The sequence below is a fragment of the Sulfurivirga caldicuralii genome (assembly GCF_900141795.1).
Lineage (GTDB): Bacteria > Pseudomonadota > Gammaproteobacteria > Thiomicrospirales > Thiomicrospiraceae > Sulfurivirga > Sulfurivirga caldicuralii.
On the sequence record NZ_FSRE01000002.1, the window covers coordinates 168,249 to 193,328 of the forward strand.

The 25,080-nt window shown below is 58.7% G+C and carries 25 protein-coding genes and 3 tRNA genes; 14 read left to right on the top strand and 14 right to left on the bottom strand.

Annotation, left to right across the window (positions count from 1 at the left end):
* The first annotated feature begins 167 nt into the window (after positions 1 to 167).
* Positions 168 to 701: a flavodoxin gene (locus tag BUQ81_RS03995; protein ID WP_074201106.1), complete on the top strand. Its 534-nt coding sequence runs from the start codon at positions 168 to 170 to the stop codon at positions 699 to 701.
* 151 nt (positions 702 to 852) lie between these two features.
* Here BUQ81_RS03995 and BUQ81_RS04000 read toward each other — a convergent pair whose 3' ends face one another.
* Entirely contained in the window at positions 853 to 1,509 is a 657-nt protein-coding gene (locus BUQ81_RS04000) for a histidinol-phosphatase (protein WP_074201107.1), read from the bottom strand.
* Positions 1,510 to 1,627: 118 nt separating this feature from the next.
* On the opposite strand from BUQ81_RS04000, the gene BUQ81_RS04005 reads away from it, so the two are divergent.
* The 5 genes from BUQ81_RS04005 (at position 1,628) to BUQ81_RS04025 (ending at position 9,101) form a co-directional block, all read left to right on the top strand.
* On the top strand, positions 1,628 to 2,113 hold the full coding sequence (locus tag BUQ81_RS04005) for an RNA pyrophosphohydrolase (RefSeq protein WP_074201415.1): 486 nt from the start codon (positions 1,628 to 1,630) through the stop codon (positions 2,111 to 2,113).
* 204 nt (positions 2,114 to 2,317) lie between these two features.
* A complete protein-coding gene (gene aceE, locus BUQ81_RS04010; protein WP_074201108.1) occupies positions 2,318 to 4,978 on the top strand; it encodes a pyruvate dehydrogenase (acetyl-transferring), homodimeric type in 2,661 nt (886 codons plus the stop codon).
* Positions 4,979 to 5,032: 54 nt separating this feature from the next.
* Positions 5,033 to 6,349: a dihydrolipoyllysine-residue acetyltransferase gene (gene aceF / locus BUQ81_RS04015; protein WP_074201109.1), complete on the top strand. Its 1,317-nt coding sequence runs from the start codon at positions 5,033 to 5,035 to the stop codon at positions 6,347 to 6,349.
* A 14-nt stretch (positions 6,350 to 6,363) separates the two neighbouring features.
* A complete protein-coding gene (lpdA, locus tag BUQ81_RS04020) occupies positions 6,364 to 8,136 on the top strand; it encodes a dihydrolipoyl dehydrogenase (RefSeq protein WP_074201110.1) in 1,773 nt (590 codons plus the stop codon).
* Positions 8,137 to 8,198: 62 nt separating this feature from the next.
* Positions 8,199 to 9,101 (top strand): AEC family transporter, encoded by a 903-nt coding sequence (locus tag BUQ81_RS04025; RefSeq protein ID WP_074201111.1) that lies wholly within the window; start codon positions 8,199 to 8,201, stop codon positions 9,099 to 9,101.
* 4 nt (positions 9,102 to 9,105) lie between these two features.
* Here BUQ81_RS04025 and BUQ81_RS04030 read toward each other — a convergent pair whose 3' ends face one another.
* Positions 9,106 to 10,377 (bottom strand): 6-phosphofructokinase, encoded by a 1,272-nt coding sequence (locus BUQ81_RS04030; protein WP_074201112.1) that lies wholly within the window; start codon positions 10,375 to 10,377, stop codon positions 9,106 to 9,108.
* The gene (locus tag BUQ81_RS04035; RefSeq protein WP_074201113.1) at positions 10,355 to 11,494 is read right to left on the bottom strand and encodes a ribonuclease D; all 1,140 of its coding nucleotides are present in this window, start codon (positions 11,492 to 11,494) and stop codon (positions 10,355 to 10,357) included. Before BUQ81_RS04035 ends, BUQ81_RS04030 begins: the two co-directional genes overlap by 23 nt.
* Before the next feature lie 17 nt (positions 11,495 to 11,511).
* On the opposite strand from BUQ81_RS04035, the gene mpl reads away from it, so the two are divergent.
* Entirely contained in the window at positions 11,512 to 12,867 is a 1,356-nt protein-coding gene (gene mpl / locus BUQ81_RS04040) for a UDP-N-acetylmuramate:L-alanyl-gamma-D-glutamyl-meso-diaminopimelate ligase (protein ID WP_074201114.1), read from the top strand.
* Between the two features lie 275 nt (positions 12,868 to 13,142).
* Here mpl and BUQ81_RS04045 read toward each other — a convergent pair whose 3' ends face one another.
* From BUQ81_RS04045 to folD, 7 genes are read right to left on the bottom strand one after another with little or no spacing between them, the layout of a single operon-like run.
* Positions 13,143 to 13,679, bottom strand: a complete 537-nt coding sequence (locus BUQ81_RS04045) for an elongation factor P hydroxylase (protein WP_074201115.1) — start codon at positions 13,677 to 13,679, stop codon at positions 13,143 to 13,145.
* A 40-nt stretch (positions 13,680 to 13,719) separates the two neighbouring features.
* Positions 13,720 to 15,018 carry a glutamate-1-semialdehyde 2,1-aminomutase gene (hemL, locus tag BUQ81_RS04050; RefSeq protein WP_074201116.1) on the bottom strand — a complete coding sequence of 433 codons (1,299 nt, stop codon included), beginning with the start codon at positions 15,016 to 15,018 and terminating at the stop codon, positions 13,720 to 13,722.
* 13 nt (positions 15,019 to 15,031) lie between these two features.
* Positions 15,032 to 15,649, bottom strand: coding sequence for a thiamine phosphate synthase (gene thiE / locus BUQ81_RS04055; RefSeq protein WP_074201117.1), 618 nt, complete (start codon positions 15,647 to 15,649; stop codon positions 15,032 to 15,034).
* 22 nt (positions 15,650 to 15,671) lie between these two features.
* On the bottom strand, positions 15,672 to 16,157 hold the full coding sequence (locus tag BUQ81_RS04060; protein WP_084188219.1) for a TlpA family protein disulfide reductase: 486 nt from the start codon (positions 16,155 to 16,157) through the stop codon (positions 15,672 to 15,674).
* Between the two features lie 7 nt (positions 16,158 to 16,164).
* On the bottom strand, positions 16,165 to 16,827 hold the full coding sequence (gene rpiA, locus BUQ81_RS04065; RefSeq protein WP_074201416.1) for a ribose-5-phosphate isomerase RpiA: 663 nt from the start codon (positions 16,825 to 16,827) through the stop codon (positions 16,165 to 16,167).
* An 8-nt stretch (positions 16,828 to 16,835) separates the two neighbouring features.
* Positions 16,836 to 17,390, bottom strand: coding sequence for a hypothetical protein (locus BUQ81_RS04070; protein WP_143598455.1), 555 nt, complete (start codon positions 17,388 to 17,390; stop codon positions 16,836 to 16,838).
* On the bottom strand, positions 17,387 to 18,247 hold the full coding sequence (gene folD / locus BUQ81_RS04075; protein WP_074201120.1) for a bifunctional methylenetetrahydrofolate dehydrogenase/methenyltetrahydrofolate cyclohydrolase FolD: 861 nt from the start codon (positions 18,245 to 18,247) through the stop codon (positions 17,387 to 17,389). The genes BUQ81_RS04070 and folD overlap by 4 nt, the downstream gene beginning before the upstream one ends.
* A 387-nt stretch (positions 18,248 to 18,634) precedes the next feature.
* On the opposite strand from folD, the gene BUQ81_RS04080 reads away from it, so the two are divergent.
* The 4 genes from BUQ81_RS04080 to BUQ81_RS04095 all read left to right on the top strand — a co-directional run bounded on the left by BUQ81_RS04080 (position 18,635) and on the right by BUQ81_RS04095 (position 20,409).
* Positions 18,635 to 18,711: transfer RNA gene (locus BUQ81_RS04080), tRNA-Pro, on the top strand.
* Between the two features lie 82 nt (positions 18,712 to 18,793).
* Positions 18,794 to 18,870 (top strand) — tRNA-Arg (locus BUQ81_RS04085).
* A gap of 27 nt (positions 18,871 to 18,897) precedes the next feature.
* Positions 18,898 to 18,973, top strand: a tRNA-His gene (locus tag BUQ81_RS04090).
* Positions 18,974 to 19,116: 143 nt separating this feature from the next.
* Positions 19,117 to 20,409 carry an OmpP1/FadL family transporter gene (locus BUQ81_RS04095; RefSeq protein ID WP_159432261.1) on the top strand — a complete coding sequence of 431 codons (1,293 nt, stop codon included), beginning with the start codon at positions 19,117 to 19,119 and terminating at the stop codon, positions 20,407 to 20,409.
* A 71-nt stretch (positions 20,410 to 20,480) separates the two neighbouring features.
* On the opposite strand, the gene trxC is transcribed toward BUQ81_RS04095, so the two are convergent.
* From trxC to asd, 4 genes are all read right to left on the bottom strand, one after another.
* Entirely contained in the window at positions 20,481 to 20,903 is a 423-nt protein-coding gene (gene trxC, locus BUQ81_RS04100) for a thioredoxin TrxC (RefSeq protein WP_074201122.1), read from the bottom strand.
* Between the two features lie 55 nt (positions 20,904 to 20,958).
* Positions 20,959 to 21,432: a hypothetical protein gene (locus BUQ81_RS04105; RefSeq protein ID WP_074201123.1), complete on the bottom strand. Its 474-nt coding sequence runs from the start codon at positions 21,430 to 21,432 to the stop codon at positions 20,959 to 20,961.
* A gap of 265 nt (positions 21,433 to 21,697) precedes the next feature.
* Positions 21,698 to 22,036: a P-II family nitrogen regulator gene (locus BUQ81_RS04110; RefSeq protein WP_074201124.1), complete on the bottom strand. Its 339-nt coding sequence runs from the start codon at positions 22,034 to 22,036 to the stop codon at positions 21,698 to 21,700.
* Positions 22,011 to 22,901, bottom strand: coding sequence for an archaetidylserine decarboxylase (gene asd / locus BUQ81_RS04115; protein WP_074201125.1), 891 nt, complete (start codon positions 22,899 to 22,901; stop codon positions 22,011 to 22,013). Before asd ends, BUQ81_RS04110 begins: the two co-directional genes overlap by 26 nt.
* A 60-nt stretch (positions 22,902 to 22,961) precedes the next feature.
* Here asd and BUQ81_RS04120 point away from each other — a divergent pair, with 60 nt between their 5' ends.
* Genes BUQ81_RS04120 through BUQ81_RS04130 form a run of 3 tightly spaced genes read left to right on the top strand, consistent with a single transcriptional unit; the run spans position 22,962 to position 25,054 of the window.
* Positions 22,962 to 24,173 carry an argininosuccinate synthase gene (locus BUQ81_RS04120; protein WP_074201126.1) on the top strand — a complete coding sequence of 404 codons (1,212 nt, stop codon included), beginning with the start codon at positions 22,962 to 22,964 and terminating at the stop codon, positions 24,171 to 24,173.
* Positions 24,173 to 24,715 carry a phosphatidylglycerophosphatase A family protein gene (locus tag BUQ81_RS04125; protein WP_084188221.1) on the top strand — a complete coding sequence of 181 codons (543 nt, stop codon included), beginning with the start codon at positions 24,173 to 24,175 and terminating at the stop codon, positions 24,713 to 24,715. Before BUQ81_RS04120 ends, BUQ81_RS04125 begins: the two co-directional genes overlap by 1 nt.
* A gap of 45 nt (positions 24,716 to 24,760) precedes the next feature.
* The gene (locus BUQ81_RS04130; RefSeq protein ID WP_074201127.1) at positions 24,761 to 25,054 is read left to right on the top strand and encodes a rhodanese-like domain-containing protein; all 294 of its coding nucleotides are present in this window, start codon (positions 24,761 to 24,763) and stop codon (positions 25,052 to 25,054) included.
* Positions 25,055 to 25,080 lie beyond the last annotated feature (26 nt).

The window sequence follows — 25,080 nt, forward strand, 5'->3', positions numbered from 1 at the left end:
GGCCCGACAGCCCCGCGGCGCAGAGGGATCCCATGTGACATAAAAGTGCCGACAACGAAAGCAGTCTATTTGTTTATTCTTATTCATAATGCAAGTTTATCGACGCTGGGCCGCTTCGGTGCTATGATTTTATCAACTCAATCAATTTACCTTATGAGGAGCACACCATGACTGGAAAAGTGGGCCTGTTCTACGGCACGGATACCGGCAACACCGAGCGCGTCGCCGAACTGATCAAGGAAAAGCTGGAAGAAAAGATTGGTGAAGGGCAGGTGGACGTTTATGACGTGGCTACCGCCTCGCCAGAAGATTTCGACAAGTATCAGTACATCATTCTGGGTCAGCCCACGTGGTACTACGGCGAGCTGCAGAGCAGCTGGGACGAGTTCTGGGACGACTTCAAGAAAGTGGATTTCACCGGCAAGAAGGTGGCCTGTTTCGGGCTCGGTGACCAGGCGGATTACTCCGAATATTTCCTTGATGCCATGGGCATGATGCACGATGTAGCGGTGGAAAATGGTGCCGAGCCGGTCGGCTACTGGCCCACGGATGGCTATGAGTTCGATGCGTCCAAGGCGGTGACCGAGGATGGCGAGTTCTTTGTGGGGCTTGCCATTGACGAGGATCAGCAGCCCGAATTGACCGAAGAGCGCGTCAGCCAGTGGGTTGATCAGATCGTGGAAGAGATGGGTCTGGCCTGATTACTTCTCACGCATCTGCAGCGTGAAAAAGCCCCGCCAGGTGCGGGGCTTTGTTTATCTGGAGATCTATCTAGAGAACCCGACTGACTTTAAATGCCTATGAAGTGCGATTCGTGATGGCTGCTAGGCTGTTCAGGCGTAGCGCCTCGTTTTAGCGGAAAGAGATAATCGGCCAGCCCTGTCGCTCGGCATGAGCCCGCAACCGGTCGTCCGGATCAACGACCGCAGGATTGTCAACCGCTTCCAGCAGAGGGATGTCATTGTGGGAGTCGGAATAGAACCAGCTGCCTTCCAGCGTCTCGCCATGTTCATTCAGCCACTGCTGCAGGCGTTCCACCTTGCCGTGTTGAAAGGTGGGAATGCCGACAATTTCGCCGGTGTAATAGCCGTTTTCATCCCGTTCTGGTTCGGTGGCGAGCAGATGCTCTACGCCGAGGCGCTCGGCAATGGGGCGTGTAACAAAGGCATTGGTGGCGGTGATGATCATCAGCGTATCGCCTGCCTTGCGGTGTTTCTCCAGCGCTTCAAATCCTTTGGGCAGGATAATGGGTTCGATGTATCGCTGCATGAATTCGCGATGCCACTGCGCCAGTTCCTCGGGATCGCGGCCCACGAGGGGTGCGAGCGCAAAGCGCTGGTAGGCGTGAATGTCCAGCGTGCCATTGCAGTAATCGGCGTAGAACTGGTCGTTCTGTCGTCTGTGATCAGCCGGATCCACCAGTCCCTTTTCAATGACGAACTCCCCCCACAGGTGGTCGCTGTCGCCGCCGAGCAACGTGTTGTCCAGATCGAAGATTGCCAGTGCCATGCTGTCCCCTTGTGCTCGACCGCCCCGCACGGGTCGGATTCGTTAAAATAGCCGTAATCAAACTTTGTGATCGTGTATCAAGATGCCGAATTATACCTGTCGTCAGGACGACAACTCCGTGATAGATGAACAGGGATATCGGCCCAATGTGGGCATTGTGCTGGTGAATCCGCAGGGAAAGGTGTTTCTGGGCAAGCGCGTGTATCAGGACGCTTGGCAGCTCCCGCAGGGCGGCATTCAGCAGCATGAAACCCCGCAGCAGGCGGTATTCCGTGAGCTAAAGGAAGAGGTGGGCCTCAACCCGGCCGATGTGCGTGTGCTGGGCCGTACCAGCGATTGGCTGCGCTACGAACTGCCGGCGCAGTTCGTGCGTCACCACAACGAGCCTGTGTGCATCGGCCAGAAGCAGATCTGGTTTCTGCTCGGCCTGGTGGGGCCGGAATCGCATATCCGCTTTGATCAGGATGAGACGCCGGAATTTGAGGATTACCGCTGGGTGGACTGGTGGGTACCGGTTCAGGAAGTGGTGGAATTCAAGCGCAATGTCTATCAACAAGCCCTGACCGAACTGGAACCCTATCTGCAGCAGTTCTGGCTGAAGTGATGGTGGTTCCCCCTGAAGGGCCGTGTCAGGGTTCGTGGTAAGATATCTTTTTGACAGGACACAAAAACACGCGTGTTTCTGCTCAATCCGAACATTGAAAATGAGCCGGCGTGCCAAACAGGGGCGCCGGCTCATGTGTGATTAACCTGTCCTCATCCGGGGCAGAAGCGGGCGCCAAAAGCGCCGTGAGAACGAGGTAAGCGTATGACTGACAAGTTTATCGACCAGGATCCGCAGGAAACTCAAGAATGGCTTGAAGCCCTTGAGGCCGTTGTTGAGTTTGAAGGCAGTGACAAGGCGCAGCACCTGATCAATGCCCTGATCGCCAAGGCGCGCCAGTTCGGTATCGATACACCCTATTCAGCCAATACTCCCTATATCAATACCATTCCCCTCGAACAGCAGCCCAAGTATCCCGGCGATCTGAAGCTGGAGCAGCGTCTGCGTGCCATTCTGCGCTGGAATGCGATGGCGATGGTGGTGCGTGCCAACAAGTACACCGGCGTGGGCGGTCATATTGCATCCTACGCTTCCAGCTGTACCCTGTACGAAGTGGGCTTCAACCACTTCTTCCGCGGCCCGCAGGCTGAGCAGGGGCACGACATGGTCTTCTTTCAGGGACATACGGCCCCTGGCATGTATGCACGTGCCTATCTGGAAGGGCGTCTTGACGAAGAGCACCTGAAAAACTTCCGTCAGGAAGTGGACGGCCACGGTCTCTCTTCCTATCCGCATCCCTGGCTGATGCCGGACTTCTGGCAGTATCCCACCGTATCCATGGGCTTGGGGCCTATCATGGCCATCTATCAGGCGCGCTTCATGAAATACATGCAGGCACGCGGGCTGGCCAAGACGGATCAGCGCAAGGTGTGGGCGTTCCTGGGCGATGGCGAGATGGACGAGCCGGAATCCCGCGGTGCCATTCATTTGGCCAGCCGTGAAAAGCTCAACAACCTCATCTTTGTGGTCAATTGCAACCTGCAGCGTCTTGACGGTCCGGTGCGTGGCAACGGCAAGATCATTCAGGAACTGGAAGCCTTCTTCCGTGGTGCCGGCTGGAATGTGATCAAGGTGATCTGGGGCAGTGGCTGGGATCAGCTGCTGGCCAAGGATACCTCCGGCAAGCTGATTCAGCGCATGGGCGAAGTGGTCGATGGCGAATACCAGGCCTACAAGGCGAAGGATGGCGCCTATGTGCGCAAGCACTTCTTCGGCAAGTACTCGGAAACGGCCAAGCTGGTGGAAGACTGGACCGACGACGAAATCTTCCGTCTTACCCGCGGTGGCCACAGCCCGCGCAAGATCTATGCAGCCTACAAGGCCGCGACGGAGTCCGATTTGCCGACCGTTATTCTGGCCAAGACAGTCAAGGGCTACGGCATGGGGCCCTATGGCGAGGCGGCCAACACCACACACCAGCAGAAAAAGCTGGATATCGACGGGCTGAAGTATTTCCGCGACCGCTTTGCCATTCCGATCTCCGACGAGCAGCTGGAGAAGGATGTGCCCTTCTACCGCCCGCCGGAAGATTCCGAGCTGATGCAGTACATGCATGCGCGCCGCAAGGAACTGGGCGGCTATCTGCCCAGTCGCTCCAGCGAATGCGACACCTTGTCCGCGCCGAAGCTGGAGGCGTTCAAGGCGCTGCTGGAAGGCACCGGCGAGCGGGAGATTTCCACCACCATGGCGTTTGTTCGTATCCTTTCCACGCTGCTGCGCGACAAGCAGCTGAAGGATCGTATCGTGCCCATTATTCCCGATGAGGCGCGCACCTTCGGCATGGAAGGTCTGTTCCGTCAGATCGGTATCTACGATCCGGCGGGCCAGCTGTATGAGCCGGTGGACAAGGATCAGGTGTCCTACTACAAGGAATCCGAGAAAGGGCAGGTGCTGGAAGAGGGTATTAACGAAGCCGGCGCCATGTCCGACTGGATCGCCGCTGCGACCGCATACAGCAATTACGGCGTCAGCATGATCCCCTTCTACATTTTCTATTCCATGTTCGGCTTCCAGCGCATTGGCGATCTGGTTTGGGCGGCAGGCGACCTGCGCAGCCGCGGCTTCCTTATCGGGGCTACCGCAGGCCGCACTACGCTGGAAGGCGAGGGCCTGCAGCATGACGACGGCCACAACCTGCTGTTCTACGATGCGGTGCCCAACTGCCTTAGCTACGATCCGACGTTCGCCTACGAGATGGTCGTGATCATCCGCGACGGCATCAAGCGTATGTACGAAGACAAGGAAGACGTCTTCTACTACATCACCGCCATGAACGAAAACTACACCCATCCGGCCATGCCGGAAGGGGCGGAAGAAGGCATTCTCAAGGGGCTGTATCTGTTCAAGGCAGCCGACGCGAAGAAAGGGCAACCGCAGGTGAACCTGCTCGGTTCCGGCACCATTTTCCGCGAGTCCATTGCTGCAGCCGATCTGCTGCGCGATGACTGGGGCGTGGCTGCCAATCTGTGGTCAGCGCCCAGTTTCAACCTGCTGGCGCGCGATGGCAAGGAGGTGGCACGCTGGAACATGCTGCATCCGGATGCCGAGCCGAAACAGCCGTATGTGACTGAACAGCTGTCCAAGGCTGCAGGCCCCTATGTGGCGGCGACGGACTACATCCGCGACCTGCCGGAAAAAATCCGTGCCTTTGTGCCCGGCACGTACATCACGCTCGGCACCGATGGCTTCGGCCGCTCCGACACTCGCCAGAAGCTGCGCCGCCACTTCGAGGTGAACCGCTACTACATTGCTGTGGCCGCGCTGAAGGCGCTGGCGGACGATGGCGTGATTGAGCGCAAGGTGGTGAAGGACGCCATTGAGAAATACGGCATTGATGCGGACAAGACCTATCCGCTCTATCTGTAATAACCAATCCATCAGGCCGCCGACGTGCGGCCTTTTTGTGCAGGAAGAATGCTCATGACAGTCAAGACGATTACGCTGCCTGATATTGGCGATTTTGATTCGGTCGATGTGATTGAGGTGCTGGTTCAGCCCGGTGACACCGTTGATGTGGACGACTCGCTCATTACGCTGGAGTCCGACAAGGCCACCATGGAAGTGCCGTCCCCCTATGCCGGCACCATTACCAAAGTGCTGGTGAAGGAAGGCGACAAGGTCAAGGAAGGTGACCCCATTGCGGAAATCGAGGTGGCCGACGAAAGTACTGAGCCAGCGCCTCAACCCGAAGCGGAAACCCCAGCTGAGCAGAAGGTATCTGCTGAGCCGGCAGCACAACCCGAACCTGCCAAGCCCGCTGCTGCAGCACCGGCGCAACCCGCCGCTGCGCAGGAAGAAGAAAAGCCGGTGAATGCCCAGCCCATGGGCGCGAAATTCCATGCCAGCCCAGCGGTGCGCGCCTTTGCCCGTGTGCTGGGGGTGGACCTGTCCAAGGTGACCGGCACCGGTCCCAAGGGACGTATTACCAAGGAAGATATACAGCAGTTCGTGAAATCGGTGATGGAAGGCGCGCAGCAGCTGACGCCGGCCACAGGCGGTGCCGGCATTCCGGCTATCAAGCTGCCCGACTTCAGTCAATTCGGCCCGGTGGAAGAGGTGGAGCTGTCGCGTATCAAAAAGCTTTCCGGCAAGCATCTGCACGCCTGCTGGCTGAATGTGCCCCATGTCACTCAGTTCGACGAAGCGGACATCACCGAGCTGGAGGCCTTCCGCAATGGGCTTAAGGCGCAAGCCGAGAAGGAAGGCGTCAAGATCACGCCGCTGGTATTCATCATGAAGGCGGTGGTCGCGGCACTGAAGCAGTTCCCCAATATGAACGCATCCCTGTCTGAAGACGGCGAGCGCCTGATCGTGAAGAAATACTACAATCTGGGCATTGCCGTGGATACGCCCAATGGATTGGTCGTACCGGTAGTGCGGGATGTGGATCAGAAGGGCATTTTCGAATTGTCCCGCGAACTGATGACCCTCAGCACCAAGGCGCGCGAAGGCAAGCTCTCACCGGCGGACATGTCCGCAGGCACCTTCACCATCTCCAGCCTGGGTGGGATTGGCGGCACCAACTTTACGCCGATCGTCAATGCCCCGGAAGTGGGCATTATGGGGGTTTCCAAGGCGAAGATGCAGCCTGTGTGGAATGGCAGCGACTTCGAGCCGCGGCTGATGCTGCCGTTCTCCGTCAGCTATGACCACCGCGTGATTGATGGTGCGGAAGGGGTGCGCTTCACCCAGACCGTGGCGCGCTATCTGAGCGATATTCGTCAACTGATTCTGTAAGGGGCGGGCTGAAGATGAGCAAGATTGTGGATATTGTCCTGCCAGATATTGGTGATTTTGACGCCGTTGATGTGATTGAAGTGCTGGTTCAGCCCGGCGACACCGTTGAAGTGGATGACTCGCTGATTACGCTGGAGTCCGACAAGGCCACCATGGAAGTGCCGTCGCCCCATGCCGGTGAAATTGTCGAGCTCACCGTCAAGGAAGGCGACAAGGTCTCCACCGGCGATGTGATCGGCAAAATGGCCCTGGCAGACAGCGAAACTGTTGAAAACAGCGAAAAAATGCCTGAAACCGCTGAAGAGCCCGCAGCGGCAGCGGCTGCCGAAAAAGCGGCCGCGCAAAAAGTCGGGGACCCCCTCCCTGAAGCGGATCAGCATGCCGAAGTGCTGGTGCTGGGCGGTGGGCCAGGTGGCTATACCGCCGCCTTCCGCGCCGCGGATCTGGGCAAGAAAGTGGTGCTGGTGGAGCGTTACCCGGTCATTGGTGGGGTGTGCCTCAATGTGGGCTGCATTCCCTCCAAAGCGCTGCTGCACATGTCCGTGATTTTGAACGAAACCCGCGAACTGGCGGATCACGGCCTCAAGTTCGCCGAGCCGGAAATCGATCTGGACAAGCTGCGCGACTACAAGAACGGGGTGATCAAAAAGCTCACTGGCGGACTGGCTGCACTGGCCAAGCAGCGCAAGGTGGACGTGGTGCAGGGCTACGGCCGTTTCACCAGTCCGCATACCGTCGAAGTCGAGCTGGCGGATGGTGGCACCAAGACCATTTCGTTTGACAATGCCATCATTGCCGCAGGCTCCCAGCCCATCAAGCTGCCGTTTATCCCCCACGACGACCCGCGGGTGATGGACTCCACCGATGCGCTGGAGCTGCCCGAGGTGCCCAAGCGCATGCTGGTGATCGGCGGCGGCATTATCGGCTTGGAAATGGCGCAGGTGTATGACAGCTTGGGTGCCAAGATCACCATTGTGGAGCTGGGCGACACCATTATTCCCGGTGCCGACAAGGATCTGACCAAGCCGCTGCTCAAGCGCATCAAGAAGCGCTACGAAAATATCTACCTCAATGCCAAGGTGACCAATGTGGAGGCCAAGCCGGAAGGCCTTGAAGTGACCTTCGAAGGCAAGAATGTGCCGCAGAAGGATACCTTTGACCGCATTCTGGTGGCGGTGGGACGCGCGCCTAATGGTCTCAGGATCGGTGCCGAAAAGGCGGGTGTGGCCGTGGACGAACGCGGCTTTATCGCTGTGGACGAGCGCCAGCGCACCAATGTGCCGCACATTTACGCCATTGGCGATATCGTCGGGCAGCCCATGCTGGCCCACAAGGCAGTGCACGAAGGCAAGGTGGCGGCGGAGGTCATCTGTGGCTTGCCGTCCGCCTTTACCCCCATGGGGATTCCGTCCGTGGCCTATACCGATCCGGAAGTGGCTTGGGCGGGCAAGACCGAAGAGGAGCTCAAGGCCGAGGGCGTGGAATACGAAAAGGGCGTGTTCCCCTGGGCGGCGTCCGGTCGCAGCCTGAGTCTGGGCCGTGACGAGGGTATGACCAAGGCGCTGTTCGATGCCAAGACCCATCGCATTCTGGGCTGTGGAATCGTCGGCCCCAATGCGGGCGAGCTGATTGCCGAAGCCATGCTGGCCATCGAAATGGGTGCGGACATGCAGGACATTGGGCTCACCATCCATCCGCACCCGACACTGTCGGAAACCTTTGCGTTTGCAGCCGAGATGGCTGAAGGCACCATCACCGACCTGATCGCGCCGAAAAAGCGCAAGTAAAGGCGGCGGTGCTTCAAGAGGAATAAAGCCGCCGCCTGGCGGCTTTTTTATGAGTGTTGTCTATGGAAAACCTGACCCTGGTGGCTCTGTGTGTACTCATTGGCCTGCTGCTGCAGCGGGTGCATGTGTTCAAGGCAGCGCATGAAGTCCTGAATGCCTGGGTCATCTGGGTCGCACTGCCGGCGGTCATTCTGCATTATCTGCCGTTGCTGGCGTTCGATCAACGCCTGCTGGGGCTGATTCTGATCCCCTGGGTAACGCTGGCGCTGATTGCCGGGCTGGTGCTGTGGCTGGGTCGGCAGCTGGGCTGGTCGCGCAATACCATCGGGGCACTGCTCATGCTGGCGCCGCTGGGCAATACCTCCTTCCTTGGCATTCCCATGCTGCAGGCATTGCTGGGTGATCAGAGCATTCCCTATGCGCTGGTGTACGATCAGGCCGGTTCGTTTCTTGCAGTGGTCCTGTATCTGCCCTTTGTGGCGGCTTTTTACGCCGGCGATGGGGTATTCAGCTGGGGCAAGGTGCTGCGCAAGATGATCACGTTTCCCCCGATGATCGCAGCGTTGGTTACCTTTGCCACCTGGTCGTTGGATCGCCCTGTATGGCTGGAAGCCAATCTGATTCGTCTGGCCGACACGCTGGTGCCCGTGGCGATGGTGGCCGTAGGGCTGCAGCTGAAGCTCAGCCTGCCGCAGGGACTGGGGCAGCCGTTTGCCGTGGGCATGCTGCTGAAGATGGGGTTGATGCCGCTTCTGGCATTATGGCTAATCCAGCTGCTGGACATGCGTGGCCTGCCGGCGCAGACGGCCCTACTGGAAGCGGCCATGCCCACCATGATTACCGCCGGGGTGGTGGCTGCCAGCCACAACCTGCAGCCACGCCTTGCTGCGGCCATGGTGGGGTGGGGCGTGCTCGTCTCGTTTGTAACCCTGCCGCTGTGGTCGCTGGTCGCCCAACAGCTCTAGCGACTTACGCTTGCCAGTCCGGCAGGCGTTTGGGCAGTGCGGCCAGATGCAGGGGATAGAGGTCAGGCAGCCCATCGCGCCAGTTAATGGGATGTTCACCCTGAATCAGTTCGCGCACATAGGCCTTGCCGGCTTCCGTCGCCCCGTAGCCATCATCCGTAATAAATTCGTCCGGCACGGTCTTTTCCAGATCGGCGATCTTTTCCAGCGAACAGGACTCAAACCGCCACGTGAAGGGCTTTTCGCCGGTCTTGACCACAATGGGCAGCACGCCAGCTTCACCTCGCACAGCGGCCTCTACGCTGGCCTTGCCGGCATCATACGCCAGCGCCCAGTCCACGCTTGAAACCAGGTGCGCCGCACTGCGCTGCAGATAGTCGGGCACCGCGGCGTGGATCTTGGTATCCAGGTCCCGGCGCAGTTCATCGGCCAGCTTGATGGCCGCGCCGCCCATCTGGCTCCAGCCCATGTGTTCCCGATTGGGTCGCGCCACGGCGTAAAACTGGCCATCGGCCGTCTTGATGCCTTCGCCCACGATGACGACACAGTATCCGTGTTCGGCGATGCAATGGCGAATGCGCTTGAGCGTTTGCGCATAATCGAACACGCGTTCCGGAAAAAGAATGAGCAGGGGCAGCTCCGGCAGCCGGTCCTGAACCAGTGCTGCGGACAGGGCGATCCAGCCGGTATGGCGCCCCATGGCTTCCATGAGGAAGACCCTGGTGCTGGTGGGGTACATGGCGCGCAGATCCAGAGCGGATTCCAGCAGGCTGGTGGCGAAAAACTTGGCGGTGGAGCCATAGCCAGGCGAACAGTGGGTCAGCGCCAGATCGTTGTCAATGGTCTTGGCGACGCCGATGACATTGAGTTCATGGCCGTGCTGGGCGCAATAGTCGGCCACTTTCTGCGCCGTGAGCATGGAACCATTGCCACCGTTGTAGAAGAAATAGCGGATATTCCAGGCCTTGAGCACCTGAAAGACACGTTCGTACTGAGCCGGATTCTCTTCGATAGGGTCCAGGTCAAAGCGGCACGCCTGCAGAGCCCCACCAGGCAGCTGCTTCAGGCGCTGCAGTTCCCAGTCGCTCACGGCACTGAGATTGACCAGATTCTCTTTCAGTACGCCGAGAATGCCGTTGCGGGCGCCATACAGGGTGCCGAAGGTATCGGGATGCGCGCGCACGGTTTCAATAACGGCAGCCATGGAAGTGTTGATGACAGCCGACACGCCGCCGGCCTGGGCGTAAAGGGCGTTAGGTCTTGAAGATGGGGTCATGGGGCACCTTGAGGGTATCGTGTTCAAGTGTGAGGGGGGTGCCGGTGCGCAGTCGCCGCAGCGGATCGCCTACCAGCAGACGGCGCCAGCCGCGATCCAGCGGTGACGGCTGCTGGCGCAAAAAGGCGAGCAGATGGCTCTGCAGGGTATTGGGGCTGAAGCCAAACGTAAGCGCCTGCTGCTCGATTACGGCACGGCCGAGCAGTTGCAAAACGCTTTCCTGCGCCGTGGGTTTGGGGGCGCGCGCAGATTGCTTTTCCCAGGTATTTTCCGCAAAGACGCGGTCGATTTCGGCGATGATCTGGGGCCCCCAGTCGGTGATCTGCGGCTTGAGCAGGCCCGGCACGTTCTTGAGCTTGTCCAGCGAGGCGGGCGGCCGTTTGGCCAGTGCCAGCAGCGCATCATCCCCGATGACCCAGCGGCGCGGCAGATTGTGCTGCTGTGCGGTGCGCTCTCGCCAGGCCGCAAGGTGGCGCAGCAGGGTTTGCTGCTTGGCGGAGAAATGCCGCCCACCACTGAGGCGCTGCCAGGCCGTTTCGGGGTTACCGGCATAAGTTTCCGGCTTGAGCAGATCGGAAAAGTCTTCCTCCAGTGCGGCTATGGCGGCATCAGAAAGAGGAGCCGTCAGCTGCGTATGCAGCGGCAGCAGGTAGCGCACGTCATTGGCGGCATAGGTCTGCTGTTTTGCATTGAGTGGGCGGCGACACCAGTCGGTGCGGGTGGCGTCTTTTGGCAGCTTCACGTCGCAAAAATGTTGCACCAGCTGGGCCAGTCCGCTCTTGTCGCCGAGGCGATGCAGCAGCGCGGCAATCTGGGTGTCGAACACCGCCGCAGGCAGGCGGCCGGACGCTTGATACAATACCTCCAGATCCTGCCACGCCGCATGCACCACTGTGGTGATGCCGGGGGTGGTCAAAGTCTCCCACAAGGGCTCAAGCGGGCACTTCAGCGGGTCGATCAGCGCAATCTCGCCATCCTCCCGCGCCAGCTGAATCAGGCACAGGCGCGGATAGTAGGTGTCGGTGCGCAGAAACTCCGTATCCAGTCCGAGGCGTGCCGGGGGCTGGACAGGGGCAAGAAAGGACTTCAGGTCGGCTTCGTGCTCGATCCACTGCATGAAAAAGGTTCCGGAAAATGAGAATCCATATTTTAGGCGTTGGCGGCACCTTTATGGGCGGGCTGGCACAGATTTTACAGGGGCTTGGACATCGGGTCACCGGCTCGGATGGCCCGCTGTATCCGCCCATGAGCGACCAGCTAGCCCAGGCTGGTATCGAGGTGTTCGGCTACGGAGAGCATGGCTGGATGTCGCCGGAACCGGATGTGGTGGTTATCGGCAACGCCTTGTCGCGTGGGCATGTGGATGTGGAAGCCGTGCTGAACCGCGGCTTGCGTTACACCTCGGGGCCGCAAATACTCAGCGAACTGCTGCTGCAGGATCGCTGGGTGGTGGGCATCGCCGGCACCCATGGCAAGACCACCACCTCCAGCATGGTAGCGTGGATTCTGGAATATGCGGGGTTGGCGCCCGGTTTCCTGATTGGCGGCGTACCGGAGAACTTCGGCCGATCCGCTCAGGTGGGGCAGGCGCCCTTTTTCGTGATCGAGGCGGATGAATACGACACCGCCTTTTTCGACAAGCGCAGCAAGTTCGTGCACTATCGTCCGCGCACCTGTGTCATCAACAATCTCGAGTTTGACCACGCCGATATCTTTGCGGATCTGCAGGCCATCCAGTGGCAGTTTCATCAACTGGTGCGTACCGTGCCGGGCAATGGCCTGATTATTACGCCAGCCAATGAACCGGCCATAGACGAGACGCTGGCCATGGGGTGCTGGACGCCGGTGGTGCGCTGGGACGAGCGTCTGCAGGTGATGCCGCTGGCTGAGGCAGGGTGGGAATTTGCGGTGCTGGATCGAGGCCAACAGGTCGGTGTGGTGCGCTGGCCATTGACCGGGGAACATAATCTCGCCAATGCGGCCGCGGCGCTGCTGGCGGCTGAACATGCGGGCGTGCCACTGCCACTGGGGGTAGAAGCGCTGAACCACTTCAAGGGGGTGCGTCGGCGTCAGACGCAGGTGGGCGAGACGGCAGGCGTGCGTATCATCGATGACTTTGCCCACCACCCCACCGCCATTGCCACCACGCTGGCGGGGCTTAAGGCGACGTTGCAGCCCGGCCAGCGCCTGCTGGCGGTGTTCGAGCCACGTTCCAATACCATGCGCATGGGTGTGCATGCAGCCCGCCTGCCCGAGGCCTTTGCCCCGGCGGATGCGGTATTTGCCTTTATCGACCCGGCCTGGGCCTGGCAGCTGCCGCCCTTTGCCGTGCCGCTTGCGACCGCGCCGGATTACGACACGCTGCTTAAGCAGCTGCTGGACGCCGTGCAGGTCGGTGATGTGGTGGTTTTCATGTCCAATGGGGCGTTTGGCGGCCTGCAGCAGGCCTTTTTGCAGGCGCTGCGCGAACGGGAAAAAAGCAAAGGATAGGCACCCCCGCAAAGCCTCTGAATGATCGCGACAGTGGCGATTATGGTTCAAGGCGAGGCGTGGTGAGCGAAGCATGATGAGTCCATGTGAGCGAAGCACAACGCTGCATTGCACCAAAATCGTCCTGTCCCTCCGGGTTGCGACGGGACGGCAAGATTTCAGTGAAGCGCCTTTAGACGACATTCTGATCAAGAGTGCTTGTCGCGGACAAACCAGCAATGCGAGTGCATTCAGAGGTTTTGTGGGGGTGCCTGTAAAGTCGGGGACACCCTTGTTCAGCGGTTGTCCAGCGTGAACTCGTCCGACTTGAGGGGACGATCGGGCCGATAGTGATCCTTCAGCACCTGCGACCAGCGGGCTGCGCGGGCGGGCAAGCCATTTTCCAGATAGGCATGCACCTGTTTCAGCACGGCCTGCTTGAAGGCGGGTGACGGACCCACGCCGCCGTCCAGATTGTCGGCACTGAAGTGAAAGTGGAAATCTGCACTGGCGGAAAAAATCCACTCCAGCGCCTGCGGCTTGACCTCCACGCGCTCGAATTCTGCCTGCTCTTGTTCGCTGCGACCATCCGGCTTGTACCAGTAGCCGTAATCTTCCAGCAGACGCCGTTCAGGACCGGCCACGCACCAGTGGGCGATCTCATGCAGGGCGCTGGCGAAAAAGCCATGGGCAAAGATGATGCGGTGATAGGGGCACGCGGCATCAGCCGGGCGATAGATGGGCTCGTCCTCGCAACAGATCAGGCGGGTGTTTTCGCTGGCTGCAAATGTGTCGTCAAACAGGCGGATCAGCGTCTGAATGTCGTGTTTCATGGAAAAAGGGGCGCCATTGCAGGCGCCCGGAGGTGTTGTGTTATACGGGAGATTCGTTTTCGAAGGCCTGGAAACAGCGACGTGCTGCGGCCAGGGTGGCTTCCAGATCTTCGTCCGTGTGCGCGGCTGATACGAAGCCGGCTTCAAACGCGGAGGGCGCCAGATAGATGCCCTCGTCCAGCATCATGTGGAAGAAACGCTTGAAGTGCTCGATGTCGGAGCGTACCACCTGCTCAAAGCGCGTAATGGGCGCCTCGGCGGTAAAGAAGAAACCAAACATGCCGCCCACCTGATTAGTAGTGAGGGCGATGCCCTCTTCGTGGGCCACCTGTTCCAATCCCATGGCCAGTTTTTGGGTCTTGGCTTCCAGGTCTTCAAAGAAGCCGGGCTGGCTGATGCGTTTCAGGGTGGTCAGACCCGCCGCCATGGCCAGCGGATTGCCGGAAAGAGTGCCGGCCTGATAGACCGGGCCCGTCGGTGCCAGCTGGGACATGATCTCGCGCTTGCCGCCCAGGGCGCCCACAGGCATGCCGCCGCCGATAACCTTGCCAAAGGTGGTCAGGTCAGGGGTGATGCCGTAGCGGCCCTGTGCGCCGGTCAGACCAACGCGGAAGCCGGTCATCACCTCATCAAAGATCAGAATGGCGCCGTGGGCATCGCATACCTGGCGCAGGGTCTCCAGAAAACCGGGCACGGGCGGAATGCAGTTCATGTTGCCGGCCACCGGCTCGACGATGATGCAGGCGATCTCGTCGCCCACCTCGTCAAACACATTGCGAACCTGTTCGGCATCGTTGTAGGTGAGCGTCAGGGTCTGCTCGGCCAGACACTTGGGGACTCCGGGCGAAGAGGGCACGCCGTGGGTCAGTGCGCCGGAGCCTGCCTTCACCAGCAGGCTGTCGGAGTGGCCATGATAGCCGCCCTCGAACTTGACGATCCTGTCGCGGCCGGTGGCGCCGCGCGCCAGACGAATGGCGGTCATGGTCGCTTCGGTGCCGGAGTTGACCATGCGTACCATGTCCACTGAGGGGATCAGCTCGCAGATCAGATCGGCCATTTCCACTTCCAGCTCGGTGGGTGCGCCATAGCTGAGCCCCTTTTCCGCCTGCTTCTGCACGGCTTCCACCACCTCCGGGTGGGCATGGCCGAGGATTGCCGGCCCCCATGAGCCTACGTAATCAATATAGCGCTTGCCGTCCACATCCCATACGTAAGCCCCTTTGGCACGGTCGATGAACACAGGATCGCCTTCCACGCTGCGGAAGGCGCGCACGGGCGAATTCACGCCACCGGGAATGTGTTGCTGGGCATGAGTAAACAGTTGATGTGAACGGTTCATGGAGCGCTTTTCCTCACGATTTTTGAAACAGTTGACAGAATTGGCGTGCGGTCGCTTCGATGTCGGGTTGGGCAAACAGACCCTGAATCACAGCTACCACATCGGCACCCGCATCGATAACCACGTCCGCATTTTCGGTGGTGATGCCGCCGATGGCCACCACGGGAATGGTCAGTTCCGCCCGTGCCTGACGCAGGGTTTCCAGACTCGCCGGTTGCGCCTGCGGCTTGGTGCGGCTGGCAAAGAAGCGGCCAAAGGCTACATAGTCGGCACCGGCGTTCTGCGCCGCACGGGCTCGTGCCAGGTCGTTGTAGCAGGAGACGCCAATGAGCGTATCAGGATCGAGCAGCTCGCGTGCCTCTTCAAGCGGCATGTCCTCACGGCCCAGATGCACGCCGTGTGCCTGCACGGCCTTGGTCAGTGCCACATCGTCATTGACGATAAACCAGGCGCCGTAGTCGTAGCACAGGGCACGCAGTTCTTGCGCAATGCGCAGCCGGTCCCCGGCCTCATGGAGCTTGTCGCGGTATTGCAGGTAGCTGACCCCGCCGCGCAGCGCCGCTTCCACGGCCTCGAACAGCTGCTGTCCCGGTGTCAGGTATGGATCGGTAATGGCATAGAGTCCACGCATGGTTGTTCCCTCCCGGTGTGGTTTAACGCGGTGGCAACATGGCCCTTACGCGCGCTTCCACCTTATCGTAGTCCACTTCACCGATCTTGCGATAGACAATGTTGCCATTGGGTGCGATCAGGAATGAGGTGGGCGTCAGGCTGACGCCGCCAAAGGCCGCCGCAATCTCACCCGTACTGTCGTGTGCAAACAGGAAGGGGTAGGCGTGTGCCTTGCGGTATTTCTGCACCTGAACGATAGGATCGTAGGCCATGGCGATGGCGACGATCTGAAAATCCTTGCCCAGACGCTGCTTCATTTTCGCCAGATGAGGCATTTCCGCGATGCAGCCGGGGCAGGTGGTCGCCCAGAAATTGACCAGGGTGGGCTTACCGGGGTGGCCGAGATTCACCACTTCGCCATCCAGCGTGTTCACCTGAATGGCCGGTGCCTTGTCGTTGCCGAACAGGGTGATGCCGATCAGCGCCACCAGCACGGCGACGACTGCGGCCACCAGCAGTTTGGGCATCAGCCCCTTAGTCTGTGAGGACTTCGACGCCATTGGCCGTACCACACAGAAGAATGTCGGCCTTGCGCTGGGCAAACAGGCCATTGGTCACTGTACCGACGATGTTGTTCAGCTCGCGCTCCATACCCACGGGATCCACGATTTCCAGTCCGTGCACGTCGAGAATCACATTGCCATTGTCGGTGATAAAGCCTTCGCGCCACACGGGCTCGCCGCCGAAGCGCTTGACGATTTCACGGGCCACATAGCTGCGCGCCATGGGGATGACTTCGATGGGTAGTGGGAACTTGCCGAGGATATCCACTTTTTTGGTTTCATCGGCGATGCAGACGAACTTGTCGGCCACTGCTGCCACGATCTTTTCACGCGTGAGCGCGCCGCCGCCGCCCTTGGTGAGGTGCAGGTGGCGGTCAAATTCATCGGCGCCATCCACATAAACGGAAATTTCGTCCACGCTGTTGAGATCCAGCACGGGAATGCCGTGACCCTTGAGGCGTTCGGCCGAGGCTTCGGAAGAGGCGACGGTGCCTTCGATCTTGTTTTTGATTTTCGCCAGCTCGTCAATGAAGTAGTTGGCGGTCGAGCCGGTGCCGACACCGATAATTGTGCCGGGAACCACATAGTCGATGGCCGCCTTGGCAACGGCCTGCTTCATTTCGTCCTGTGTCATGGCCATGGTCATTTCTCCATTGTCTGTTGATGCGGGCGATCCACGGGTGCCGGTGCAGCCGGGTTGGCGTGCATGATCACCGGCGGGGGTGCTACCTTGGGTTTCTGGGCGTCCAGTTGCGGGGGCAACTGACCGGGAACGCGGTCGTACACACGCGTAATGATGCCGCTCTGGCTCACATAGTACTTGTCGTCATACACGTGCACGATCTTGGGGGTGCGGACCCACGTGTGGCCGATGAACTTGCCCTTTTCATGCAGAGGTATACCGCGGGTCATGTACATGGCGCAGCGGGTATTGCCGTTTTCCAGCGTCTTCTGCTTGCCTTTCAGTAGATCGTCATCCTTGACGCTGAGCATGCCGCGGCGCTTGAGCTCCTTGAGCTCGGCGGCCTTTTTGTCCGCATTCTTCTGGCTGTAATAATCCACGCACAGGTTCAGGGTCTTGGCGTCACGTAGGTTGTCCGGTACGGAAAAGTCCCGCGGCGCTGCTTTTTTTTCGGCCTGTGCCAAAGCGGTGGTGCTGGCAAGCGCTGCCAGCAGAATCAGGGTCATTCGTTTCATTCCATAGCCTCGCGAAGTTTATAGGCGGTCAAGGTGTTTTCCAGTAGCGTGGCGATGGTCATGGGGCCGACTCCGCCGGGGACGGGTGTAATCCATCCGGCACGCTCACGGGCGGTTTCAAATTCCACATCGCCGACCAGACGGCCATCGTCAAGGCGGTTGATGCCCACATCGATCACAATGGCGCCGGGTTTAATCCATTCGCCCTTGACCATTTCCGGGATGCCGACACCCACAACGAGGATTTCGGCTTCGCCAACCTTGCCGGGCAAATCCTGCGTGGCACTGTGGCAGACGGTCACGGTGGCTCGGGCGTTAAGCAGTTCCAGCGCCATGGGCACCCCAACGATATTGGACGCGCCCACGACCACGGCATTCTTGCCGCGAATGGGCTCGCCGGTTTCTGCCAGCAGTGTCATCACACCATGAGGGGTACAGGGCGCCAGTTGCGGATTGCGCGTGGCCAACCTTCCCATGTTGTAGGGGTGAAAGCCATCGACATCCTTGCTTGGGTGGATGCGCTCGATGATCTTGTTGGGGTCGATATGGTCGGGAACGGGCAGCTGCACCAGGATACCGTCCACTTCGGCATGTTCATTGAGCTGATCGATGAGTGCCAGCACTTCCTTTTCAGAGGCGTCGGCGGGCAACTCATAGGAAAAGTCGGCGAAACCGACTTCCAGACACGCCTTTTTCTTGTTGCGCACATAGACCTGTGAGGCGGGGTCTTCGCCGACCAGCACGACGGCCAGTCCGGGTCGGCGCTTGCCCTGCGCGACGAGCTGGTCCACCGTTTTTCTGATCGTGCCGCGCACCTTGGCAGCGACGGCCTTGCCATCAATGATTTTGGCGCTCATGGCATCCCTCGTGAATTCAAATGCAGTTGTTGGCATCTTCACAAAGCCTCTGAACGGTCGCGACAGTGGGGATTCCGGTTCAAGACAAGGCGCACCGAACGTGGCATGGTCATTCCATGCGAGTAAGGTGCAACGCTGCTTTGGGCCGGAATCGCCCTGTCCCTGTGGGTTGCGGCGGGATAGCGGCATCTTCTATGTTGCGCGTCTTGCCTTTGGCGCCCCAAAGGCTGCGCCGTGCGCCTTGAATCTGCCACCATCGCGTCAGCAACGCGAGCGCATTCAGAGTCTTTGCGAAGATGCCTATTATACAGGCAAGCGCATGACGGTTTTTTTGCGGCGTCAGCTTGACAGTGCAAGGGGCGCTTCCTACAATACGCGCCACATTATCGGAGTGTAGCGCAGCCTGGTAGCGCACCTGTTTTGGGTACAGGTGGTCGGGGGTTCAAATCCCTCCACTCCGACCAATGTCAACCGATAGGGTTCTGCAAAGTTTGCTGCTTTGCAGAACCCTGTTGGGTATCCTTTCTGCCGAAAGGTCTCGAATGAGCGCCCGTAGCTCAACTGGATAGAGCAACGGCCTTCTAAGCCGTAGGCTGCAGGTTCGAGTCCTGCCGGGCGTGCCATCTGGCCGCCGGCGTTGCCACAATATGGTGGGTGTAGCTCAGTTGGTAGAGCCCAGGGTTGTGATCTCTGTTGTCGCGGGTTCGAGTCCCGTCACCCACCCCATTTCCTGCCTGCTTCCCCGATCATCAGCTGCTGAAATAAGTCGTTTTTATCCCTTTGTGTCGGTCTTGAATACCGGTTAGGCAATGAAATCGGTATACTTGCGCCCATTGTTACAAAAGTGTCATAAAGGAGTTTTTATGCTGGTGAAAAAGCGTGTCCTGGCCGCGGCGATCGGCCTGAGTGTAAGTAGTGCCACCGCCATGGCGTCCGGTTTTCAGTTGTGGGAAGAGAGTGCGAGCGGCCTTGGACGCGCGTTTGCCGGCATGGGTGCTGCCACCGATGATGCTTCCGTGCAGTGGTACAACCCTGCGGGCATGACCGCTATCGACGGGTATCAGATTGTGGTGGGTGGACACTACATCGTCCCGTCTGCGGATTTCGATAACAACGGATCGACCGGCATTTTTGCCAGCGGCAAGGATGACAATGGTGGCAATAGCGCCTTTATCCCCAACCTGTTCTGGAAGGGGCAGTGGCAAGGATACGATCTCGGCCTGAGCGTGGTGACGCCCTTTGGTCTTGGCACCAAGTACGACAGCGACTGGCGCGGCCGCTATCTGGGTGTGGAATCGGATTTGCGCACGATTAATATCAATCCCAGCATTGCCCGTAAGATGGGTGACTGGTCGTTTGGCGTGGGCATCAGTGCGCAGTATATGGAAGCGAAACTGACCAAGCGGATTTTGCCTTCTGCTGTGTTACAAGGGTTGGGATATCCGGCACTTACTGCAAATGCGGTGGGAGATGGTACTTCAGAGCTCAAAGGTGATTCGTGGGCGTGGGGTTATAACCTGGGTTTAACCTACACGCCGACGGAAAAGGACCGCATTGGCGTCAGTTATCGCTCGCAGGTTGAGCAGGTGCTCAGTGGCAAGGCGAAAAAATATGCCCAGAATGGCACGTATCTGGGTGCGGATAATGCCAAGGCCGAGCTGGATCTGCCGGCCATGGTGGATATCTCCTGGTCGCACCGCTACAACAATGCGCTGGAAGTATTGCTGAGCGGCACCTGGACCGGCTGGAGCAGCTTCAAGGAATTGCGTGTCACCAAAAAGTCGGATGGCTCCACGCTTTCGTACACGCCTGAGCGCTGGCACGATACCTGGCGCTGGGCGCTGGGTGCCAACTATACCCTCAACAGCAAGTGGCTGCTGCGCGGCGGTGTTGCCTACGATCAGACGCCTGTGCGCGATCCTTACCGCACGGTGCGTATTCCCGACAACGACCGCAAGTGGCTCTCTCTGGGCGCACGCTATACCATCAAACCGAACCTGATGGTGGACATGAGCTATGCGCACCTGTGGGCTGACAAGACCAAGATCGACGAAACCGTTTATGCGGGTGAAAACGATATTGGCGCTTATACAGGCCACCTGAAAGGCAGTTATGACAATGGGGTGGATATCTTCTCCGCACAGCTGGTCTGGAATTTCTGACAGAACACTTTGTTAGGCCAATAAAAAGCCCGGCTTGATGCCGGGCTTTTTCGTTTCAGGGAAGTTGTTGTTTAAACGTGTTGCGCCACCCACTGGGCAAACTGCTGCGGTGGCAGCGCGCCGGCGATCTGATCCACCATCTGACCATTCTTGAAAATGGCGATGGTCGGGATCGAGCGGATGCCAAACTGGGCAGACAGCTCCGGGTTGGTTTCCGTATTGATCTTCACAAAGCGCGCCCGCGGCTCGAACTGGCTGGCAACCTGTGCAAAGGTGGGTGCGAACATCTTGCACGGACCGCACCAGCTGGCCCAGAAATCCACCACCATGGGCTGATCCGTCTTGGTCAGCGCCTTCATGAACTGTTCGCTGTTCATTTCCACCGGCTGACCGGTAAACAGCGGCTTCTTGCACTTGCCGCAGGTAGGGTTGGCGTTCAGCTTTTCTTCCGGTACGCGGTTGAGCGCACCGCAATGGGGACACATGACAATCATCTTCCGACTCCTTGATTGAATTGTTTACTGCTTTATGGCGTCGGAAGATGGCTTTTCAAGCCTCGCTGTAGTGTGCCTTGACCCAGTCGGGGACGGGGGAAGGCTCGCCAGAAATGTTGTAGCCGGCGCGGACAAAGTTGTGCAGTGTCTCGTCGTGCTTTCTGATCAGCTCGACGATTTTGGGGTCGTCGCTGGTCATTTCGGTGAGAACGCCATCAGGCAGCATTTCGTACTGCATGTTGATTTGGTCACGAAACTCGAACAGGGCAGCAAACAGCGGGTCCCAGGAACGGATGGCGCGGCCACTGGCGAAGCGCTTTTCCATGCCTTCCACATGCTGGTGCAGGATGTTCACCAGGTCTGGATCGGTGCTGCGGGTGGTTACGCGGATGCCATTTTCCAGAAAGGCGGTCTTGCGGCTGAGCTTTGTGTGGTTTTCCAGCAGTTGCTTGAACAGTGCCTGATCGCGCTTGTGTTGCGCATCGGTGCCGTGGCCGAACTTGTACGCGTGTTTGTCTTCGCAAGCCATGGATGTTGTCCTCCTTTTCATGGGTAGGGAAATTCTGGCATAAAAAAAGCGCCGATGAGGAGAATCGGCGCTTCAAGTCTGAGGAGCAACTCGCTTGAGGGCGTGTTGGCAGGAAATCTTGCCTAAACAATCCTTATCAAGCTTGAAGATTATTTTATGACCGAGAACTCTCAAGAGTCTTGATAAAGTATGGAGAAGAATGGAGTGCGCTTGTCCGTCGGTAAAAAGTGCCTTATGGAGATCCATAAGGCATTTAAATCAGTCATTAAAGGGCGTCGCGGCCGTGCTCGCCGGTGCGGATACGGATAACATCATCCAGGTGAGAAACGAAAATCTTGCCATCGCCGATTTTGCCGGTCTGAGCTGCGTTGATAATGGCTTCGACCGCCTGTTCGACGCGATCCTCTGCTACCGCGATTTCCAGTTTCAGCTTGGGCAGGAAGTCAACCACATATTCCGCACCGCGATACATTTCGGTGTGTCCTTTCTGGCGACCGTAGCCTTTGACTTCAGTAACGGTGAGGCCGTGGATGCCCACTTCGTGCAGGGCTTCGCGTACGTCGTCCAGTTTGAAGGGCTTAATGATGGCGGTGATCAGTTTCATCGTTGCACTCCTCGTTCAGTTCCAAAGGTTCACCCATTTTAATACTGGCGGGCGTAGGGAGGGCACTCAAGCCATCATGCTGACCATCGGGGGTCAGCAAAATGACGGTTGAGCCCATATTGAAGCGCCCGATTTCATCCCCCTGCCGGAAAGTGAGGTTTTCGGCGCGATAGTCCCAGTGCTGCAACGTCGGGCGATAGGGTGGGGTAATTTTGCCGGCCCAGACGGTCTGCATGCTGCCTACAAAAATGGCGCCTACCATAATGAGACACACCGGGCCTTCGGCTGTCTCAAAGCGGAGGATCAGGCGTTCGTTGCGGGCAAACAGCCCCGGCACGGTTTCTACCGTGGCCGGATTGACGGCGAACAGATCGCCGGGTACATAGGTCATGGAAACCAGGGTGCCATCGCAGGGCATGTGCACGCGATGATAGTCGCGCGGCGACAGGTAGATAACCGCGGCATTGCCATTGCGGAAGCCTTCGGCATAGCTGATGTCGCCCCCCAGCAGCGACTCCAGCGTGTAATCGTGGCACTTGGCCTGGATGAGCGTGTTGTCCTGAATTTTCTGACTTTGGCTGATGATGCCGTCGGCCGGGCTGACCAGGTCATGGCCATCGCCGTGAATGGGGCGCGCCTCGGGTTTCAGAGCGCGGGTAAAGAAGTCGTTGAAGCTGCGGTAGGCCTTAGGGTCCGATTCGAGCGCTTCGTCCAGATTGACATCATATAGCGCCAGAAAACCTTTGATCAGCAGGTTTTTTAGCCACTGGATTTCGCAGTTGGCCAGGCGATGCATGCCGCTGGAAAGCAGATGTTGTGGCAGCAGGTACTGCGGGCCGACTTTGAGCAGGTTGAGCCAGTTCATGAGGTGGGGTTCCGCTGCGGTATAATTCGCGCAATTTTAACGAATCCTGGGAGTGACGACATGAAAGATAAGATCAATAAAGTGGTGCTGGCCTATTCCGGTGGACTCGATACCTCCATCATTGCCAAGTGGCTGCAGGAAGCCTATGACTGTGAAGTGGTGACCTTTACCGCAGACATTGGCCAGGGCGAAGAGGTCGAGCCGGCGCGCGAGAAGGCGCAGGCTATGGGTATCAGGGAAATCTATATTGAAGATCTGCGCGAGGAATTTGCGCGTGATTATGTCTACCCCATGTTCCGCGCCAACGCCATTTACGAAGGCGAATATCTTTTGGGCACCTCCATTGCGCGCCCCCTGATCGCCAAGCGGCTGGTTGAGATCGCCGAGGAAACCGGGGCCGATGCCATTGCGCATGGCGCTACCGGCAAGGGCAACGATCAGGTGCGTTTCGAACTGAACGCCTATGCGCTGAACCCGGACATCAAGGTGATTGCCCCATGGCGGGAGTGGGATCTGAACTCCCGTGAAAAACTGATGGCCTACGCCGAGACCCACGGCATTCCCATCGAGAACAAGAAGGGCAAGAAGTCACCCTATTCCATGGATGCCAACCTGCTGCATATCTCCTACGAAGGCGGCCTGCTGGAAGACCCGTGGAATGAGCCGGAAGAGAGCATGTGGCGCTGGACGGTTTCGCCGGAAAAGGCGCCCAACGAACCGGTTTATCTGGAGCTGGCGTATGAAAAGGGTGACTTGGTGGGTATCAATGGCGAACGCATGACGCCGGCCCAGGTGATGGAAACCCTGAACCGAATCGGTGGTGAGCACGGTATTGGCCGTACCGATATCGTGGAGAACCGCTTTGTGGGCATGAAGTCTCGTGGTTGCTACGAAACGCCGGCGGGTACCATCATGCTCAAGGCGCACCGCGCCATCGAGTCCATTACGTTGGATCGCGAGGCGGCGCATACCAAGGACGAGCTGATGCCGCGCTACGCCACACTTATCTACAATGGCTTCTGGTTCGCGCCGGAGCGCGAAATGCTGCAGGCGGCCATTGATCAGACCCAGCAGTATGTCACTGGTACGGTGCGCGTCAAGCTCTATAAGGGCAATGTGATTGTGGTGGGCCGCAAGTCGCCCTACAGTCTGTTCGATGAGAAGATCGCCACCTTTGAAGACGACGAGGGCGCATACGATCAGAAGGATGCCGAAGGCTTTATCAAGCTCAACGCCCTGCGCCTGAAGAACCTGGCCAAGCGCCAGCGCTGATGCTGCAACGGCTGCTCACGCGTCTGCGCCGTGCCCAGAAGGGACAGGCGGGCACTGTGCCGAACTGGTCCCGACTGCAGGACGAACCGGCGCTAATGCTCTCTTTCGGGCTGGGCAGCGGCCTGTCGCCCATTGCGCCGGGCACCCTGGGCACGCTGGTGGGGCTGGTCGTATTTATTCCTGTCATGCTCTATCAGCCCTGGCTGGGTTGGGCGCTGGCCATTACAGGCACGGTATTTGGCGGACAGATCTGTCAGGCGGGTATCGATGCCACGGGCGTGGAAGATCATTCCGGTATCGTCTGGGACGAAATCGTTGCCATCTGGTGGGTGTTGCTGTTTCTGCCCGCACAGACACCCTTGTGGTGGCTGGCTGCGTTTGTCGCATTCCGTGTGTTTGATGTACTCAAGCCGCCGCCGATCAGTCTGCTGGAGCGTCAGCTCAAGGGCGGCTGGGGTGTCATGCTGGACGACCTGCTCGCTGCCGGTTATGCGCTGATGGTGCTGTGGCTGGTACAAATCTGGCTTTTGCTGCTCGGATAAAGTACCATTTATGACATTTTATAAATCAGGCTGCAGGATGGAATCATGTTCATTTCATGCGAAGAGACCAAAAAGCTGATCAAGGAAAAGAATGCACAGTTCGTGGATGTGCGCACACCGCCCGAATATCAGATGAGCAAGCTGCCGGGTGCTATTAACATCCCGCTGCAGGAGCTTGAGGCGCGTGCCAACGAGCTGGACAAGAGCCTTCCGGTAATCGTATTCTGCCGTTCCGGCAGCCGTTCGCACATGGCGCAGCAGATTCTGCAGATGATGGGGTTTTCCGAAGTGTATAACATGGGGCCCTATACCGCCTGGTACCAGTGCCCGGATGTATAACGCAGCACGGAAATGATTCAGGAGCG